Origin of the sequence: Sporosarcina sp. NPDC096371, from assembly GCF_044762865.1 — a bacterium.
Lineage (GTDB): Bacteria > Bacillota > Bacilli > Bacillales_A > Planococcaceae > Sporosarcina.
The window spans coordinates 673,825-691,990 of record NZ_JBIWFE010000001.1 but is presented as its reverse complement, the minus strand read 5'-3'; the positions used below and the strand labels follow the sequence as shown (position 1 = coordinate 691,990).

Below are 18,166 nucleotides of genomic sequence, written 5' to 3'. Positions count from 1 at the left end.
TCTAGGCAATCGTTCTCTCGTAATTGCGTTGAATTTAAAGGGAGGAACAAGATTGAGAAAAGCTTTGTTGTTCATCATGCTCAGCGTCCTATTACTATCGGCATGTAGTACCAATAATGGAAATGAGTCTAAAAAAGAAGGCGAATTGGAGAAGATTCAATTTGTACTCGATTGGACGCCAAATACAAACCATACAGGCCTGTACGTAGCACAGGAAAAAGGTTTTTTTAAAGAACAAGGCCTTGATGTGGAAATTATACTCCCGGGCGAGGCAGGTGCTGACAAGCTCGTTGCAGCAGGTAAAGCCCAATTTGGTATCGGCGCACAAGAATCCCTAACAGAAGCACGTGCCGCAGACATACCACTCGTTTCTATCGCAGCAATTCTCCAACATAATACGTCGGGATTTGCGTCTTTGAAAAAAGCGGGTATTGAATCCCCAAAAGATTATGAAGGAAAAACGTATGGAGGTTGGGGTGCCCCCGTCGAGCAGGCCGTTATCACTTCACTAATGGAAAAAGAACAAGCAGATGCTAAAAAAGTGGACCACATCAACATCGGTAGTTCAGACTTTTTCACGGCAGTTGAACGTGATATTGACTTCGCATGGATTTACTATGGTTGGACAGGGATTGAGGCCGAACTGCGTGGCATCGACTTAAATATGCAATATCTAAAAGACTTCTCCGATAAACTCGACTATTACACACCTGTCATTACGACCAATGAAAAAATGATTAAGAACAATCCGGACACAGTCCGTGCTTTTGTCAAAGCCGTTGCGAAAGGCTATGACTTCTCCATTAGCAATCCAGATGAGGCAGCATCGATTTTAATGAAGGCTGTTCCTGACCTTGACGAAGAACTTGTCAAAGCGAGTCAGCAATGGATTTCATCTAAATATCAAGACGATGCACCTCGTTGGGGTGAACAAAAGATTGAGATTTGGCAAGACTATGCAGACTGGATGACAGAAAACGACTTACTTGACGGTGATTTTATCGCTAAAGATGCATTTACCAATGAATTTCTACCCAAATAAGGAGGAACAACAATGACAAACGCGCTTGTTAGTATTCAAATCATACCGAAAATGCCCAATGGAGAAGATGTGATTCCCTTGGTGGATGCCGCCATTGCAGTCATTGACGAAGCTGGCGTCCCTTATCAAGTATCACCACTGGAAACGACAATGGAAGGTGATTTAACAGAACTCCTGGAAATTGTGCAAAAAATGAATGAGCGGATGATAGAAAAAGGCTCGCTCAGCATCATTTCTCAAGTGAAAATATTTTATAAGCCAGACGGTGCTTCCATGGACAAGTTGACGGAGAAATACCGTTGAATAATCTATTAAAAAAAGGATGGCGACCAACATTGGTCATCATCCTTTTGCTTACTTTATGGGAAATAGCAGGGCGATTGTTCGAGATTCCATCATGGTTGCTTCCCATTCCCACGCAAGTATGGCAAGAAGCCATCCATGGTTGGACGCATTACGCCGATCACATCCTGTCCACGATCCGTCTGACGCTTACAGGATATGCGATTGGTGTCATCGTAGGGTTATTGGTTGCCATATGGCTATTCCGTCTCCCTGGCTTACAAGAAGCACTGTATCCCCTACTCATTTTGTCACAAAATATTCCGGTCATCGTGTTGGCGCCTTTACTCGTCATTTGGTTCGGATTTGGCATGTTGCCGAAAGTCATTGTCATTGTGCTCGTCTGCTTTTTCCCAATTACAATCGCTACACTAGACGGTTTACGACAAACTGACCGCGACCTGTTGCATTACATGAAAATGACAGGCGCAACAAATCGACAAATCTTTTGGAAGTTGCAATGGCCCTATGCCCTTCCATCCCTCTTTTCGGGTTTAAAAATTGCGGCTACCTACAGTGTCATGGGAGCTGTTATTTCAGAATGGCTCGGGGCTAATAAAGGAATTGGTGTCTATATGACACTAGCCTCCTCTTCCTTTAAAACTGATCGCGTGTTTGTTGCAATTTTACTTATTATGATCATGAGCTTAACTTTTTTCGCCATCATTGCACTGATTGAAAAATGGCTACTTCGTTGGCAACGACAAGAAGGAGACTCATCCAATGGGTAAATTACAGTTACAACAAATTTCAAAGTCTTATGGTGAAAACCACGTGCTGCAAGATGTGTCCTTCCATGTCAATGAAGGCGAATTTGTCACGATTGTCGGACCCTCTGGGAGTGGAAAAAGCACGTTATTTCAACTGATTGGAGGCTTATATCCACCCGATCAAGGGGAAATTAGACTAGACGGAAAAAAGCTAAACCATTCACGTGGCCACATAAGCTATATGCCGCAAAATCCCTCTCTATTTCCATGGAGAACCATTTTACAAAATGTATTATTGAGTTCGGAAATTGCTGGTCAAAAAGATACAACAACAGCATTGGAGCTCATTGAAAAGGCAGGACTCGGTGGCTATGAACATGCATATCCACACCAACTATCTGGTGGTATGAAACAGCGTGTTGCCTTTATTCGAAGTCTTATCAGTCCACAGTCCATCATCTGTTTAGACGAACCATTCTCTGCACTTGATGAATTCACTCGTTTTGAAATGCAAGAATGGCTACTGTCCATCTGGGAACAATATCGAAAATCGATTATTTTTATTACGCATAATATCGAAGAGGCCTTGTATTTATCTGACCGAATTTTAATTTTATCAGATAAACCAGCATCGATTCGAAGGGAAATCATCGTTCCTTTTCCAAGGCCCCGAACGGAAAGTATGTTGTTAAGCGAACCGTTTATGCAATTGAAAAGAGAAATCCATCATGAATTACGAGGCAAACAACAATCAAATTCATAAATAGTTATGATGAATGCGGGCATGCTATTTCCTGAACGTATTTTGATGAAATAAGGAGGAAATCAGATGCCCGAATTCACCCCAAAGCCGAACGATTCTGCTTCGGCTGAAGAAAGACTCAAGAAAACCGTTAATAATATGGAGAAGGCGGAAATAGCTATGGAGTTTGCAGAAGGAAAAGAATTGGCTGCCATCCAGGAGAAAAATGCACAGCGTAGAGAAGGAATCAAAAATTTAAAAGAGGAAATCCGTGAGAAAGATAAATCTCGTATTAACGGATATTTTTAACAATATGTTGACAGTCATGAATTCCCCTATTTCACTTTAATGCACTAGGTACGTCCAGCATAAGCCTGACTACTTCCCTATCAGGCTTATGGCTCCCCGTTGTTTGTCCCTCGTCCCTTGGAATTCCCCTCTCTTTCATTCATTTCTACGAAACGATACGCTCCTCATACGGACATGATAAAGTTAATTAAAAAATAAATAAAAAACGCCAAAAACCAGACAGGATTCCAACTGTCTGGTTTCTTTGATTGCTTTCGAGATAAACGAATAACAACCGATTATGTCCCACAATACGTTTGGTAAGGGCTGGCTGTAGGTGCAGGAGGCGTACAATACTCTACCTGCTCCAGTGAATGGGCGTATGGGTTTAAAAGAACAGCCTGTAGCTGCTCCATCACACTGTAGTCTCCGTGTTCCACTGCGGCTTCTAGTGCAGCTTCCACCCGATGGTTGCGAGGGATCACTGCTGGATTGCTATCACGCATAATTTGACGGGATGCTTCTTTAGTTATCGGTTGCCTGTCTAGCCTTTCTTGCCATAGTTCGTGCCACTGTACAAATTCCGGCGCTCCAAATAGGTCCTGTCCCTCCAACGTATCGAAAGTAAATGCACGGAATGTGTTGGTATAGTCTGCCTGATACTTTTCCATCATGCGAAGTAAATCCTCAATAAGGATTTTATCCCGTGGCTCTTCGTTGATGATTCCCAGTTTCTCCCTCATTCCCTTGAGCCAATTTACGTGAAACTGCTCCGGAAATTCTGAAAGGGCATCTTGGGCCAGTTCAGCCCCCTCTGAATACTCCTCATGTAGTAGCGATATAAGACTTTCAGCAAATCGTGCGAGATTCCAGCCGACAATGGACGGTTGATTACCATAAGCATAGCGACCTTGAACGTCAATCGAACTAAAGACCGTTGCCAGGTCATAAGTATCCATAAAAGCACAAGGACCATAATCGATCGTCTCTCCACTAATGGTCATATTATCGGTATTCATCACACCGTGGATAAAACCAACGAGTTGCCATTTTGCCACCAATGCGGCCTGTCGCTTAATCACTGCTTGAAGCAGCGCAAGGTACCGATTCTCATCCGCCACAACGTCTGGAAAATGGCGCTGCAATGCATAGTCAGCCAGTAGACGGAGCCCGTCATCCGTGCCCCATTTTGCAACGTATTGAAATGTCCCAAAGCGTAGATGACTGGATGCCACACGAGTCAGAATAGCTCCAGGGAGATACGTTTCGCGAACTATGGATTCACCCGTTGTCACCACCGCTAAACTACGGCTGGTTGGAATACCAAGCGCATGCATCGCTTCACTCATAATATATTCGCGTAACATCGGACCAAGTGCCGCCCGTCCATCTCCCCCACGGGAATAAGGCGTTCGACCTGATCCTTTTAGCTGGATATCAAATCGCTCACCTAAAGGAGTGATTTGTTCGCCAATCAGCATAGCCCTGCCGTCCCCTAGCATCGCAAAATGACCAAATTGATGCCCCGCATACGCTTGAGCCAGCGGCTTGGCACCTTCAGGAATCCGATTCCCGGCAAGTACCGCTATCCCTTCTTCACTTTGTAACGTTTGAATATCCAGTCCTAAAGATGTTGCTAAGGATTCATTGAGAATGATTAACTTCGGTGACTGAACAGGGTTTGGCGTCATCGTTGTAAAAAAGGATTCAGGCAGTTGTGCATAACTATTCGCCAAGTTCCATCCTGTTTCGTTTGGTTCTGTTCGCTTTTTCATTGGATCTCCTTTTTTGCTTATCATTTTCTTACATCATCATTCATGATACTTCGATTAGTGTCTGCTTCTACTAATTGATTATACCTTTTCTACGCATCAATGGTCGCTCTAGGGGTTGAAATCGGATTCGTATGCTAAAAAATCTCAATCATGAAGGGACTGTAAATGAATTAGAATAACCTTGCTAACGCTTGTTGTTTTGGACGTTTTGCTCATTAAAATTCTTCAACAACAAAAAGACCACCTTCAACTCTTAAAGGAAGCAGTCTAATCTTAACAATTTATTTTTGACTCATAGTTTTCGGACGGGCACTTGAATTTCAAAGATGATCTCATTCGGTTTATCTGTAATCGTGATATCTAGATGCATGATTTGTAATGCATCACCAATGATTTGATAACGGTTTGTTTCAAGGTGATTAAGGATTTTTCTTAAACTCTCACTTCGGCTCGACAACAACTCACCATTATAACGAATACATGCAAACACTCCGCCAGGAATTGTCATCTGATAGGTATTTGGTATACTTTCCTTGTTTTTTGCCACAATAAAAATTGTAGACGGCTCTTCAAAGCGTTCTAATCTAAGGTTTGATTCTTCAATAATGATTCCTAGTCTGTTACTAGCAAGAATTGGGGTCTTCTCCGTTAACATATTCTCCAAATTTAAGACACCATAGCAAAGCTCAAAATTGTTATTAATTTTCTCATTCAAAGTCAACAATTGCCTGGTTTTTATCTTACGAAATACGACTTGTTGAAGATCACTTTCTTTTTCCACTCGTTCTAGATAAATAATTTTCTCCCTAATGCTTTCTTCTAGTTCGTTCAATTCGTTTAGTTTTGCAACCAGTTCTTCATGTTTGTCTTTCAATATTTCCAACGATTTACTAAAATTCCGTTCATTAAGGTATTCCTTTATTTCATCCGTGGTCATCCTAAGCTGTCGAAGCTCTTTAATGGTACCCAAAATTTCATATTGAAAAATGGAGTAATATCGATAGCCAGAGTGAGGATCCACAAATTGCGGCTTGAACAAGTCAATCCGGTCATAATGACGCAACGCCTCCGCAGTTACCCCGCGTAGCTTTGCCATCTCACCAATGGTCAGTTTCTCTTTCAACTAGCTTACCTCCTCAATAATTATAGACTATCAACCTTGTTATATTAGGAATTTCAAAAAACTTACCGCCTTCAATATTTTTAAGTTTGATGAGTTTCTTAGACACTCAACAAGCTAAAAAGAAAGTGATAAGTTTTAACTTAAATTATTTTCTTACTTCTTTCAAATTCGTAAAAAACAAATTTACACGCCCTATTGACAAGGCTTATTAATAGCTATCCAAGGCCAATCTCCAAGTTTATCGTTATACGCTCCTATAAACAAAAGGGAGTAGATCGCTTAGTAGTGGGAAGAATAAGACTTTGCAGACTGAACCTTTAATACACACTATGCAATCTACTCTGACTATTTGTCAAGGACAATCCTTTAGGCTATTTCTGCGATTAACCAAAAGAGTGAATAAACCTAAATCATCTCGGCTTAACAATTATTCTCTTTCTCTTTTAAAACATAGCTGAGTAGATCCAACATAATACGAGCTGCTACTTGCCCTGTCATACCGGTAGGATCATAGGGAGGCGCTACTTCGACTAAATCGAAACCAATAACATCTCCCCTTTTCGCAATTCCTTCTAATAATTCGTTTACTTCATCGTAAAGGAGACCGCCTGGGGAAGGTGTGCCCGTCCCAGGAGCAATTGACGGATCCATTCCATCGATATCAATAGTCACATAATATTTTTCCCCTGCTGGTAGCTGCGCTAGCACTTCTTCAATCCCCATCTTGCGCATTTGGCGCGGAGATAGAATCACACTTCCATAATCTCTTGCAGCATCAACATCCTCTTTTTTACTACTGCTAATGCCACGGATACCAAATTGGAATATTTTCTGTACATGATCCAACTCCGATAAACGACGAATACAGTTGCCATGACCATAGCGCATGCCAGAGCGGTGATCCGCCCAATCCAGATGAGCATCAATTTGAATCACATGAAACGGACCTAAGTCTTCCAATCCTTTCCCCACTGCCGCTGTGATGGAATGGTCTCCACCTAACACGACTGGCATGGCACCTTTTGAGACGATTTTACGAATTGCTTGTTCTGTGTTGTGGTGGCATTGCATCAGGTCACCATGCACCATATCGACATCGCCGCAATCCACCACGTTCCAATCTGGTCCAAGATACGTAATATCATTTTCAATGTCATACGCACCCTCTAATCCAAAACTGTATAGCGTTGACCCTTCTCTAATTCCTCGTGGTCCCATTCTAGCACCCGACTTCCATTGGGTCCCCATGTCATTCGGCACGCCGATGACCGCTACATCGGCATCTAGCTGGTCCAAATCTGGGCAAATCGGATACTTGCCAAACGTACATATTCCTGTGAACGGTAAATTCAAAACTTGTTTCTCATCTAGACTCACCATCATTATTACCCCTTTGCTAGCTTAGATTCTCACGTATGCACAAGGAATTCACCTTTGCACTGTAAGTTTTTCATATACCTGTCACAAGTTGCTTTCCATACGTTTTTTGGAACAATGTCAAATAGTCATCTTTCGATAATTTTCGAGAATTGGTAATGGTACATAAATGATTAAAAGCCCCTTCAGCGAGGAATGGGAAATCTTCAGGATTAACATTAGCAAGATCTCGGAATTTTGGAATGCCAATTCTACTGGCGAGTTCATGCAGCAAAACAACACCTTCTTGGGCAATTTCCTCCACAGTTTTCCCTTCAGCTTTCGCACCCAGCTTTACAGCTACCGTCGCATGTTTTTCTGGATTGGAAGAAATATTATATTCAAATACATGCGGGAGGAAAATCGAGTTCGCCACTCCATGCGGTGTGTCATACAGCCCTCCAAGCGGTTCAGCCATTGCATGCACGGCACCAAGATCAGCGTTGTCAAATGCCATACCCGCAATCATACTTCCCACAAGCATGTTTTGCCTTGCCTCTATATCCTTACCGTTTTCTACAGCTACCGGTAGATATTTGGCGATTAACTCTATTGCATATAGACTAAGCGCATCAGAAATCGGTTCAGCAACATTAGCTGTATACGCTTCAATCGCATGTGTAAGTGCATCCATCCCAGTAGCAGCCGTAATCGACTTCGGCAATGTTAGCGTCAATTCAGGGTCCACAATTGCTAGTTTAGCAGCTAGTTGGATATCAAGAATCGCTTCTTTCTGCTTGGTGATTGTATCCGTAATGACAGAACCTGTCGTTACTTCACTTCCTGTTCCTGAAGTGGTTGGGATACAAATAAGCGGTGTGATTTTTCTTTCAAGCTTATCAAAACCATAATAATCTTTCAGCTCCCCATCGTGTGTGAAGAGTACGCCAATCGCTTTAGCTGTATCCATGGAGCTTCCGCCACCAAGGCCTATCAACAAATCGATATTGTCATCTCTGAACTTTTCGTATGCCTTGACGCAATCGACGTCTTTCGGGTTTGGTGTAATTTCATCATAAACGAGATACGAGACCCCTTCCTGATCCAAAGTATCTGTGATCCTGTCCAAAATCCCCGTTTGGGCAAGCCCTTTATCGGTAATGATAAGGACTTTTTCACCGCCAAGCTCTTTCGCTCTTTTCCCTACATTGTTAACAGTCCCATTTCCAAATTCAATAGAAGTCGGTACATTAAAATTAAATTCCCATCTCATAACGCATTTCCCCTTTCTATTTTTAAAGTCATTCTTACTAGTGAATATCTTCCTATCAATTACTTTGAACAGTTCGTGATCCCTCAAACCAGTTTGTTGGACAGACATCTAAGTTAATATTGATTTGCTTCACTTCCGAAAATTCATCCAAACCGAAAGTGCCCAATCCGCGGCCAAGTCCACTTTGCTTATAGCCTCCCCAAGGTGCTTCAGCGTAAGCAAGATTGAAGGCATTAATCGATGTAATACCTGCTCTAATTTTTTTAATAACCCGTAATGCTTTAGCATCATCTTGGGAGAACACGCCTGCTGCTAGACCATATGGAGTATCGTTTGCAAGTTCAATAGCCTCTGCTTCATCTTTGAACCTTTGGATAACCAGTACAGGACCAAAGATCTCTTCTCGCACGATTTGCATGTTAGGCGTTGTATTAATAAATATTGTTGGCTCAACAAAATACCCCTGTTCAAGTCCATCACTTGTAATCCGTTTACCACCACAAACCAATTCTGCACCTTCATCAATGCCGGCTTGGATATAGTTCAGTACTGTATTCATGTGGCCTTCACTAACAAGGGCACCCATGTCTGTCGCTGGATCGTCACCACGGCCGACCTGAATTTCCTTGGCTTTACGAATCAGGCTTTCAACGAATTTGTCATGAATACTGTCCTCAAGAAGCAAGCGGGATCCTGCATTACAGACTTGCCCAGCATTTACAAATATGCCGTAAAGTGCATAGTCAACCGCTGTCTCAAAGTCTGCATCTGCAAAGATGATATTTGGTGATTTACCTCCTAATTCAAGTGCCGTTTTCTTAATATTTTCTGATGCTGCTTTCATGATGGATCTGCCTGTCGCTGTGCTGCCAGTAAATGAAATCATATCGACTTTATTACTCTCGGCCAATTTATTACCGACAGTCGAACCTCCACCTGTCACCAAATTTACAACGCCGGCTGGAATGCCTACTTCTTCAAGAATTTCGAACAACTTAACAGTAGTAATTGGTGTTATCTCAGATGGCTTGAACACAATCGTATTTCCTGCTGCGAGTGCTGGCGCAATTTTCCACGCCCCTGTCAATAACGGGAAGTTCCAAGGGGCGATCATGCCGCATACACCTACAGGTTCACGGACAATCAGTCCCTGTACCGGATCGGCAACTGTATACGTTTGATCGCTTGGTTTTGTGACAAGGTCACCATAGTAACGAAAACAAGCGACGGCATCGGCAACATCAAACTCGGCTTCCCGTAGAGGTTTACCGACATTCATCATTTCAAGCGCACTCAGCTCTGCTGCATTTTCCTCAAGTTTATCTGCAATTTTAAATAAATATGAAGCTCGTTCAGAAGTAGGCAAATCTGACCAAATTCCGGAATCAAATGCACTTCGCGCAGCATCAATAGCATCCCGCGTTTCTTCCACACTTGCCCTTGTTGCTTCTGCAATCACTTCGTTATTGGCCGGATTGATAATCGTGCATGTTTCCTGATCAGTAGCATTTAACCATTCACCATTAATAAACATTTTCAACTCTAGCAATTTAGTAACCCCCTAATTAATTTTGAAGAATTTTTAAAACTATTATTTAACCTCTCCCATCAATCGAGCAACTACAATGAATGATAGAAGTGGAATAACATTACATATTTTCATTAAACTCTCGTATTACTATTAATTGTTTTTTAATAAAATTATTTATCCTATCGTTTTAAACGTTTCCATCCTTATATTTTCCGAACCAGCTGACTTCATTTTCGAAACCCAACCTTTTCGAATAGCATCACCCCTTTCAAGGGCCGCTCCTCACATCGTGAAAGCCCTTACATTTTATTGTACCTTTTCCATATAGACTTCCTCAGAGATCATCTCTTCCTCTGGAATAATCTCCTTATCGAAACTGAACTCGGGTAATTGCTGTTTGAAAAACTTCGTCATATGAAGGAGATAACCCAAACCACATGCCACCCAAATACCTCCAAGAATCATCGCGTCCAACTCTAAGTGCGACCATAACCAAAGCGTAAACCCTGCACCAAGTAAAGGCATAAATAGATAACGCATATGTTCGCTAATAGAAGAACGCCTACGATTTCTAATAAAATAGTGGAAGATGACAGACAAATTAACAGATGTGAATGCAATAAGCGCCCCAAAGTTAATAAACTTAATAACTTGATCAAGGGTTAGCACAATACCCAACAAAGAAATGGTCCCAATGACAATAATCCCTGTTGATGGAGTTTTAAAGCGTGAATGGATATGCCCAAATACTTTTTTAGGTAATACAGAATCCCGCCCCATTGCGTACAACACACGAGATGCGCTAGTAGTTGAAGCCACACCAGAAGAGAAATTACCTAAAATTACCGCGGTTACAAATACGGATTTGAACACATTCCCACCGACTAAATAAACTACTTCCATAGCTGCAGAATCCGTGTTTGCAAATGAAAAACCAGGGTGGACCAATTGTGCTAAATAAGCTGACCCGATATAGAGAATACCAATCGTCACAAGCATAATGATGATTGCTCTAGGAATTGTTTTTTCTGGATTGATTGTTTCTTCTGACAATGTAGTCAGGGAGTCAAAGCCAAGAAAGCTGAAACAAAGAATGGACGCTCCCGCCAGTATGACAGGCAATTCGATGTCGCTATTGAACAGAGGTTGGAGAGAGAAAAGCGTACCTGTTCCTACACCTGCCAATAAACTTTTAATCGTTAAGACCCAAAAAACACCAACAAACACTATTTGGGCTATCACGAAGATTTTCCCAGTCGATGCTGTGAACTTAACACCTAGAATACTAGGTAAAACAATCGATGCGGTTAACAAAATAATCCACAGGGCATGAGGGATTTCAGGGAATACAGCGCGTAAAAAAACAGTCGACATCAAGCAAGTAACCATCGGTGTCAGCATATAATCCAACATGATTGTCCAGCCGACAAGAAACCCTATCTGCGGATTAATCGACTTTTGTGTGAATGTATAAGCCGAACCAGCGATTGGAAATGCTTTTGCCATCTTTCCATAACTAAATGCGGTGAACAGGATTGCAAGAAAGGCGATGATATATGCCCCCATGATGACACCTTGCGAAGTGACTGTAGCAATCCCAAATGTATTGAAAAATACCATCGGATTATTCCATGCAATCCCCAAAAAGACAACTTGAGATAAGGTCAGCGTTCGAATTAACGTTTGTCTCTCCATGCTTCTTCCTCCATTCACCATAGTAATTTAAATCTTTCGAAGATTCACACTTGCGTTATTAATGACTATAAAGGTTTTTGTTACACAAAGGTCAAGAGCTAGATTACGATTATTTAGTGAATAAAAAATCCATAATTCCCCACAGTTTAGACACCCTAATTCCAACCAACTATTTCACACTATACTTAGCCGAACAAAACCTGCTTTTAATCTCAAAAAAGTAGTGCAAGCCATTGGGTTGCACTACTTTTTTTATTTGATTCTCCAACCATGTATTGATTATAAGTAGTCCAATTGCTTACAATATATATGTTTTCATCCATTACTAAGAAAACATACATGCAAAACCATCCATTCTCGGAAAGAGGAATTCATTAGGACTGTAATTAGCTCCACTTCACTACCCGAATATCGCTAGGACATAATAGGATTTTTGAATTTTCATTATCGGAGCGTTCCGCAATTGGTCGACCAACTTCAACAAAGAAATAATTTGTACTTTCTATGACAAAACATGAGACCGTATTTCGTTTATGATCGCTTTATTAGCAACACAAGACTTTCCATTGCCGCAGGTTTGTCGAGAAGCAGTGGAGTTTACAATATGTATACTTTGATAAAGTTTTCTACAAGTTTGAGCCAGTTAAAGTAACACACATGTCAAATGACCTAAATTTAAAAGAATAAGTAATCGGAATACCTCGTCTATACTGCGTGAATTCGAGCACAGCCATTTTCAAAAACATTCCCCTGGAAATGTCTTGTGTCATACTATCTGATAATCTGCGGCGGGCAGGAATGAGGTGAAATAATAGGAAAGTTTAAAAAGTAGGGCTTGACCTCTTTATTTAATCATGCTATAGTTCCGTCTATACTAAATAGATTACACGAGCGTTGAAAAGAACCTTATTAAGCCGGTCTCCCTGTTACTAGAGAATCAGTGGTTGGTGCAAACTGATACAAAGACTTGGTGAATTTCATTCTTGGAGCTTTTTTTATACTGCAGTATTGAAAACGTAGTATAAAACGGATTAAACCGTTATTTTAAACAAGTGGGAAACACATATGCTGTTTCCAATTAGGGTGGTACCGCGTGAAAAGCCACGTCCCTATCGTTAACGATAGAGATGTGGCTTTTTTTGTTCATCATAGAACACACTACAAATAGATTGGATGGAATTATATGCAAACATCAGAGCAATGGTCATCGAAGATTGGCTTTATTTTAGCCGCAGCAGGATCTGCCATAGGAGTTGGCGCCATTTGGAAACTTCCTTATGTCACGGGGATAAGCGGTGGGGGCGCATTCTTTCTACTATTTATTTTATTTTCTTTATTTATCGGTTTTCCATTATTATTGGCGGAGTTCGTCATTGGCCGCAGCACACAAAAGGAAGCGATCAGTGCCTATCGTAGTTTAGCACCAAACACCAATTGGCATTGGATTGGAAAGTTAGGAGTATTTACTTGTTTCCTTCTGCTGTCTTTTTACAGTGTTATTGGTGGTTGGATTGTCATTTATTTCTCCAAAGGATTGTTTGGCGGCATTATCCATGAGGGCGCCGATTACGCAGCGGTCTTTAACACAACCATTAGCAACCCACTGTTAGTGATTATTGCTCAATTAGGCTTTTTGGTCATTACTATATTGGTAGTCGCGAAAGGCGTTCAAAATGGCATTGAAAAAGCTAGTAAAATATTAATGCCCGCTTTATTCGCGTTATTCATTGTCCTGATTGTACGTTCGTTAACACTCGATAATGCAATGGAAGGTGTGAAATTCTTTTTAGCACCTGACTTTTCGAATATCACTTCTCAAAGCGTTTTGTTCGCGATGGGACAAGCCTTTTTCTCTTTAAGCGTTGGGGTATCGGTTATGGTAACCTATAGTTCTTATTTGTCAAAAAAGGAGAGCTTGATTCAACCAGCAATTTCTATCGTGTCGATGAACCTATTAATTGCTTTACTCGCAGGATTAGCTATCTTCCCAGCAGTCTTTTCACTTGGATTAGAACCCGCTGAAGGTCCTGGTTTATTGTTTGTTGTATTGCCTGCTGTATTCGACCAAATTATTTTTGGCGAAGCGTTCTTATTAGGATTTTTAGCATTATTTTTATTCGCGACATTAACCTCAGCCTTTTCGATGCTCGAAATCATTGTTGCTTCACTTATGAAAGGAAATGATGCGAAGCGTACAAAGTATGCATTTATTGTAGGTGCACTCATTTTTGTAGTAGGAGTCCCTTCCGCATTATCGTATAGTCTTTTGGATGATGTATTCATTTTCTCAAAGAATTTATTTGATACAGCCGATTATTTAGTGAGTAATATTTTAATGCCAGTTGGGGTGCTGTTAATCTCTATTTTCGTCTCACACAAAATTGAAAAAAGCACTTTGCGAAAAGAAATTCTTCAGCATTCTCGCTTGGGATCTATCGCATTCAACAGCTGGTTTTTCATCATGAAATACATTATTCCTTGTGTCATCATCATCGTATTCCTTGATATTACAGGAATTCTTGGTCTCATCGTGGATTTGTTTTAACTTCATTCAGCATGCATGATCCCCAAAGAAAAAGGGACAATTCGTTCACGTTTGAACGAATTGTCCCTTTTCTATTTACTTCACATTCCCCATGAAATTCACAAGTATTTTAGCTGCAGCTGCTCGGGTTGCTGGGTTGCTCGGACTAAATTTGCCCTCTGCACCTGTCGCAATACCGAGTTCGTGCAACATGGATATAGCAGCAACGGTTTCAGCATCATAATTTCCGAAATCAGTATACGGAGCTTTTTTTGATGGGATGTACTTCTTGCCTATTTTATAGTCGTACGCACGATGAATCATTAATGCCAGTTGTGCACGTGTAACTTGCTCCTCTGGCTTAAATTTACCGCCTTGTCCTTTCACAATGTTAAATTTATAAGCCGCATTTATTTCAGCTTTTGTCACGGCCGAATAGCCATCAATGTCTGCAAATGGTGCAGTCTCATCTGATTTTAAGTCGAGTGCACGAACCAACAAGGCTGCAGCTTGTACACGCGTTAAATGGTTGTTCGGTTTGAATGTTCCATCTGGATACCCTTTGATAATCCCTTGGTCGACAGCCTTTTCAATAAAACCTTTCGCCCAGCTATTCGAAATATCCGTGAACTTGATAGCTGGAAGATTAGGGTCAACTGGCTTCTTTACTTTCGCGACTCCAATTGCTGTACCTTCTCTAGTAGAATCTGCCGCTCCAATATATACGCCGTTTTTATCAATCAGAATACTATTTACGTTACCAATTTCTTGAGGTTTTTCTTCAAGCTTATGCCCCGCTTGAGCTAATTGATTGCGTACGTCTTTCGCAATACCTTGCTCCCACCTTATCGTTGGATAGTTATTACTGTAAATACGTGGTTCCTCAATCGCATCTTTAATATCCATTTCATAACCAATCACATTTAGTATAACTTGTGTGACGGAAGTGATAATGGTTGAACCTCCCGGTGAACCCGCTGTCATAAAAGGTTTGCCATCTTTAAATACAATGGTTGGTGTCATACTACTTAATGGACGTTTATGCGGTTGAACTTCATTTGCTCCACCTGGAGTTGCATCAAAATCAGTCAATTCATTGTTCAACAAAATCCCTGTTCCCGGTGCCATGATACCTGATCCAAATAACTGTTCAATGGTCGTAGTATATGAAACAAGATTTCCCCACTGATCAGCTACAGTAAAATGAGTCGTTTGGCCATCTATTTTATCGTCTTTTAGTTGAGTTGTTGTCACAGACGATTTACCATCTTGATAATCCCAAGGTTTTCCTGGTCGAACATTTGGATTGGCCTTCTCTTCATCTATCAGATCAACACGTTTACGAAGATAAGTCGGGTCAAGCAACCCTTTTGCTGGTACTTCAATATGTTCTGGATCACCCATATATGCGCCACGATCCGCGTAGGCGAGATGCATCGCTTCTGCCATTAGGTGGTATTTCGCCTTAGATGATACGTCATGTTTCGTAAGATCAAGCATTTCAATCTTCTTCAGTAACTGTAGCATTGTTAATCCACCAGAACTCGGAGGTGGCATTGTCGCTATATCATAGCCTTTGTACGCTCCCCATACAGGTATATCGTGTGTGACATCATAGCGCTTGAGATCATCTATTGTCATACTTCCCTTATACTCTTGTACCACATCTGCAATTGCAGCTCCTATTTCACCTTTATAAAAGACATCGGAACCTTTTTCCCCAATCAGTTTAAACGTATTAGCCAAGTCTTTTTGAACAAGAAGATCCCCTTCTAATAGGGGTTTCCCACCTGGCATAAATACTTCCTTTGCCACACTTTTAGATAGTTTCGACTGATTACTTTCTATAGCCCCCGCGAGTACCCAATTCACTTTTACACCTTGCTCGGCCATATCAACTGAAGGTTGAATAAGCTCTTTCATCGGGAACGTTCCCCACTTCTCCAAAGCAACTTCTAGTCCTTTGAGGGTACCTGGTACACCTACTGAAAGACCACTTTGTACTCTGTCGGAGAAAGGAATCGATTTACCCGCATTGTTACCCTTATCCATAAACATATCAGGGGTAGCTCCACCTGGTGCCCGCTCCCTACTATCAATAATGGAAACATCATGTTTGGCGGCATCGTAGTACATCAAAAATCCGCCTCCGCCAATACCAGACATCATAGGCTCAGCAACATTCAATGCAAACTGAATCGCAACAGCTGCATCAACGGCATTACCTCCTCGCTCAAGGATTTCTGCTCCTATCTTTGAGGCTAATGGGTGCGCTGTCACAACCATGCCCTTTTCACCCACTGCCATTTGTTCATCTTTAATCCCTGGATTCTCAGGTTCAAATTCAGTATCTTTCTTATCGGCGGCTTGTACCGCCGGAACTCCAAGATTAATCACTAGTACTAAGGTAAAAAGTATTGATAGTAGCTTATTATTTCTTTTCATACTTATCCCTCCTCTGATTAAATTAACTTGGCATTTACAACTTACAAACTAAAAGGAAGCCGTTTATTGTATACCGAAAATAAACAGCAGCTATAGCCTTTTTTCCATCTTTTCACTTCACAACACACGCCCCTTCGTTTTATAGTGGAATAATATTCATAAAAATCAAATTATTCCATACATGTCAACTATACACGAAATAGATTCATAGGGCTAGATTTGCAATCAAGTTTTCAACCGCTGACACTTGCATAACTATATTCCGTGAATGTATAGACATGAACCGGACATAAATGCGGCTTCATTATTAAGATACAAAAAGAAGTCATTTCGATACAAATGCATCAAAATGACCTCTTCAGATTTATGTTTCGTAATCTATAATTGCTGGGTAATACAATGTTACCCTTGATAGCTTACTTTACCTGTCACTACTAGTTCATTCAGTCCCATGAACATTAAGTTCCAACCATGTTCAGAGCTATGATTTTTTGCTTAAAAGAAAATATCAAGCAATTTTTTATGGTTTTATGATAACTGCAGGAAAGCCAGTAAGAACTATCTATACTCCTTCTTTAATTGATGATTTTCGTCATAGTGGGAAGTTGGATGATACGGGATAGATGGAATTTCCGAGAGCTTGTGTAAACGTTTTTTATATTCTTCTAGGTACCGCTTTCGGTCTTCTTCATCATGTGATGGCGTCCAAGCGACGAATGGTTCGACAGGTTCAAAGCCGGCAAAGTAAAGCATTCCATGATTAATATGAAAAAGGATCTTCTTATTCATATCACCATCCATTCCATACGGCGTATACGCATGTTTAGGTGATCCTGTTGTAGCTGACAACATTGCTTTCCTACCTTTAAGTCCGCCAGTATCATATCGATTATCTTTGGAATAAATAAAACCTGAAGCAAATACCCGATCAAACCAACCTTTTAAAATGGCAGGAACAGAATACCACCATAAAGGAAATTGGAAAATGACGAAATCCGCCCAAAGAAGTTTTTCTTGCTCTTCTTGAATATCCGGAGAAAAACTGCTCATCTCCGTTGCATGCTTTTGTTCCACTGCATATTTCAAAAAACTCTCGTTTTGAAGCGATTGAAAGTCATCCCGGTCAGCAACAGCTTTGAAATTCATCGCATACAAATCCGACACTTTGACTTGATGACCTAGAGTAGTTAATTCTGAAACGGCAAGGTCCTTTAAAGCACTATTGAATGATTTGGGTTCTGGGTGTGCGTAAATAATTAATATATTCATGATTTCAACTCCTATAGTTTAAGTACCTTTTTCATGAAGAATTTAAAAATC

Annotated in this window: 14 protein-coding genes, 1 pseudogene and 1 other annotated feature; of the genes and pseudogenes, 6 read left to right on the top strand and 9 right to left on the bottom strand. The window is 40.9% G+C overall.

Translation table 11 applies throughout. The features are described 5' to 3' along the window. Window positions 1-76 precede the first annotated feature (76 nt). From ACIQ0H_RS03165 to ACIQ0H_RS03145, 5 genes are all read left to right on the top strand, one after another. A complete protein-coding gene (locus ACIQ0H_RS03165; RefSeq protein WP_403412337.1) occupies window positions 77-1,042 on the top strand; it encodes an ABC transporter substrate-binding protein in 966 nt (321 codons plus the stop codon). A 12-nt stretch (window positions 1,043-1,054) separates the two neighbouring features. Continuing rightward, window positions 1,055-1,345 carry a thiamine-binding protein gene (locus tag ACIQ0H_RS03160; protein ID WP_403410791.1) on the top strand — a complete coding sequence of 97 codons (291 nt, stop codon included), beginning with the start codon at window positions 1,055-1,057 and terminating at the stop codon, window positions 1,343-1,345. Next, the gene (locus ACIQ0H_RS03155) at window positions 1,342-2,115 is read left to right on the top strand and encodes an ABC transporter permease (protein WP_403410788.1); all 774 of its coding nucleotides are present in this window, start codon (window positions 1,342-1,344) and stop codon (window positions 2,113-2,115) included. The genes ACIQ0H_RS03160 and ACIQ0H_RS03155 overlap by 4 nt, the downstream gene beginning before the upstream one ends. Continuing rightward, on the top strand, window positions 2,108-2,857 hold the full coding sequence (locus tag ACIQ0H_RS03150) for an ABC transporter ATP-binding protein (RefSeq protein ID WP_403410785.1): 750 nt from the start codon (window positions 2,108-2,110) through the stop codon (window positions 2,855-2,857). The genes ACIQ0H_RS03155 and ACIQ0H_RS03150 overlap by 8 nt, the downstream gene beginning before the upstream one ends. 66 nt (window positions 2,858-2,923) lie before the next feature. Further along, window positions 2,924-3,145, top strand: coding sequence for a small, acid-soluble spore protein tlp (locus ACIQ0H_RS03145; protein WP_403410782.1), 222 nt, complete (start codon window positions 2,924-2,926; stop codon window positions 3,143-3,145). A gap of 278 nt (window positions 3,146-3,423) precedes the next feature. Here the strand turns inward: ACIQ0H_RS03145 and ACIQ0H_RS03140 are convergent, their stop codons facing one another. The 6 genes from ACIQ0H_RS03140 to ACIQ0H_RS03115 form a co-directional block, all read right to left on the bottom strand. Beyond that, window positions 3,424-4,899 (bottom strand): protein adenylyltransferase SelO, encoded by a 1,476-nt coding sequence (locus ACIQ0H_RS03140; RefSeq protein ID WP_403410779.1) that lies wholly within the window; start codon window positions 4,897-4,899, stop codon window positions 3,424-3,426. A gap of 292 nt (window positions 4,900-5,191) precedes the next feature. Further along, entirely contained in the window at window positions 5,192-6,022 is an 831-nt protein-coding gene (locus ACIQ0H_RS03135) for a MerR family transcriptional regulator (RefSeq protein ID WP_403410776.1), read from the bottom strand. Window positions 6,023-6,442: 420 nt separating this feature from the next. Then, complete coding sequence (gene speB, locus ACIQ0H_RS03130) at window positions 6,443-7,402, bottom strand: agmatinase (protein WP_403410773.1); 960 nt, start codon at window positions 7,400-7,402, stop codon at window positions 6,443-6,445. Window positions 7,403-7,472: 70 nt separating this feature from the next. After that, window positions 7,473-8,651 carry an iron-containing alcohol dehydrogenase gene (locus tag ACIQ0H_RS03125; protein ID WP_403410770.1) on the bottom strand — a complete coding sequence of 393 codons (1,179 nt, stop codon included), beginning with the start codon at window positions 8,649-8,651 and terminating at the stop codon, window positions 7,473-7,475. A gap of 55 nt (window positions 8,652-8,706) precedes the next feature. Then, window positions 8,707-10,200: an aldehyde dehydrogenase family protein gene (locus ACIQ0H_RS03120; protein WP_403410767.1), complete on the bottom strand. Its 1,494-nt coding sequence runs from the start codon at window positions 10,198-10,200 to the stop codon at window positions 8,707-8,709. Between the two features lie 288 nt (window positions 10,201-10,488). Further along, window positions 10,489-11,877 (bottom strand): APC family permease, encoded by a 1,389-nt coding sequence (locus ACIQ0H_RS03115; RefSeq protein ID WP_403410764.1) that lies wholly within the window; start codon window positions 11,875-11,877, stop codon window positions 10,489-10,491. Between the two features lie 885 nt (window positions 11,878-12,762). After that, window positions 12,763-12,991, top strand: a binding site (T-box leader). 69 nt (window positions 12,992-13,060) lie between these two features. Between ACIQ0H_RS03115 and ACIQ0H_RS03110 the strand changes: the two genes are divergently transcribed. Then, complete coding sequence (locus ACIQ0H_RS03110) at window positions 13,061-14,422, top strand: sodium-dependent transporter (protein ID WP_403410761.1); 1,362 nt, start codon at window positions 13,061-13,063, stop codon at window positions 14,420-14,422. A 75-nt stretch (window positions 14,423-14,497) separates the two neighbouring features. Here ACIQ0H_RS03110 and ACIQ0H_RS03105 read toward each other — a convergent pair whose 3' ends face one another. From ACIQ0H_RS03105 to ACIQ0H_RS03095, 3 genes and pseudogenes are all read right to left on the bottom strand, one after another. Beyond that, entirely contained in the window at window positions 14,498-15,022 is a 525-nt protein-coding gene (locus tag ACIQ0H_RS03105; protein WP_403412334.1) for an S-layer homology domain-containing protein, read from the bottom strand. Window positions 15,023-15,061: 39 nt separating this feature from the next. Further along, window positions 15,062-16,846, bottom strand: a pseudogene (ggt, locus tag ACIQ0H_RS03100) (gamma-glutamyltransferase); the annotation flags it as partial. 558 nt (window positions 16,847-17,404) lie between these two features. Next, window positions 17,405-18,115 carry an NAD(P)H-dependent oxidoreductase gene (locus ACIQ0H_RS03095; RefSeq protein WP_403410758.1) on the bottom strand — a complete coding sequence of 237 codons (711 nt, stop codon included), beginning with the start codon at window positions 18,113-18,115 and terminating at the stop codon, window positions 17,405-17,407. Window positions 18,116-18,166: the final 51 nt, after the last annotated feature.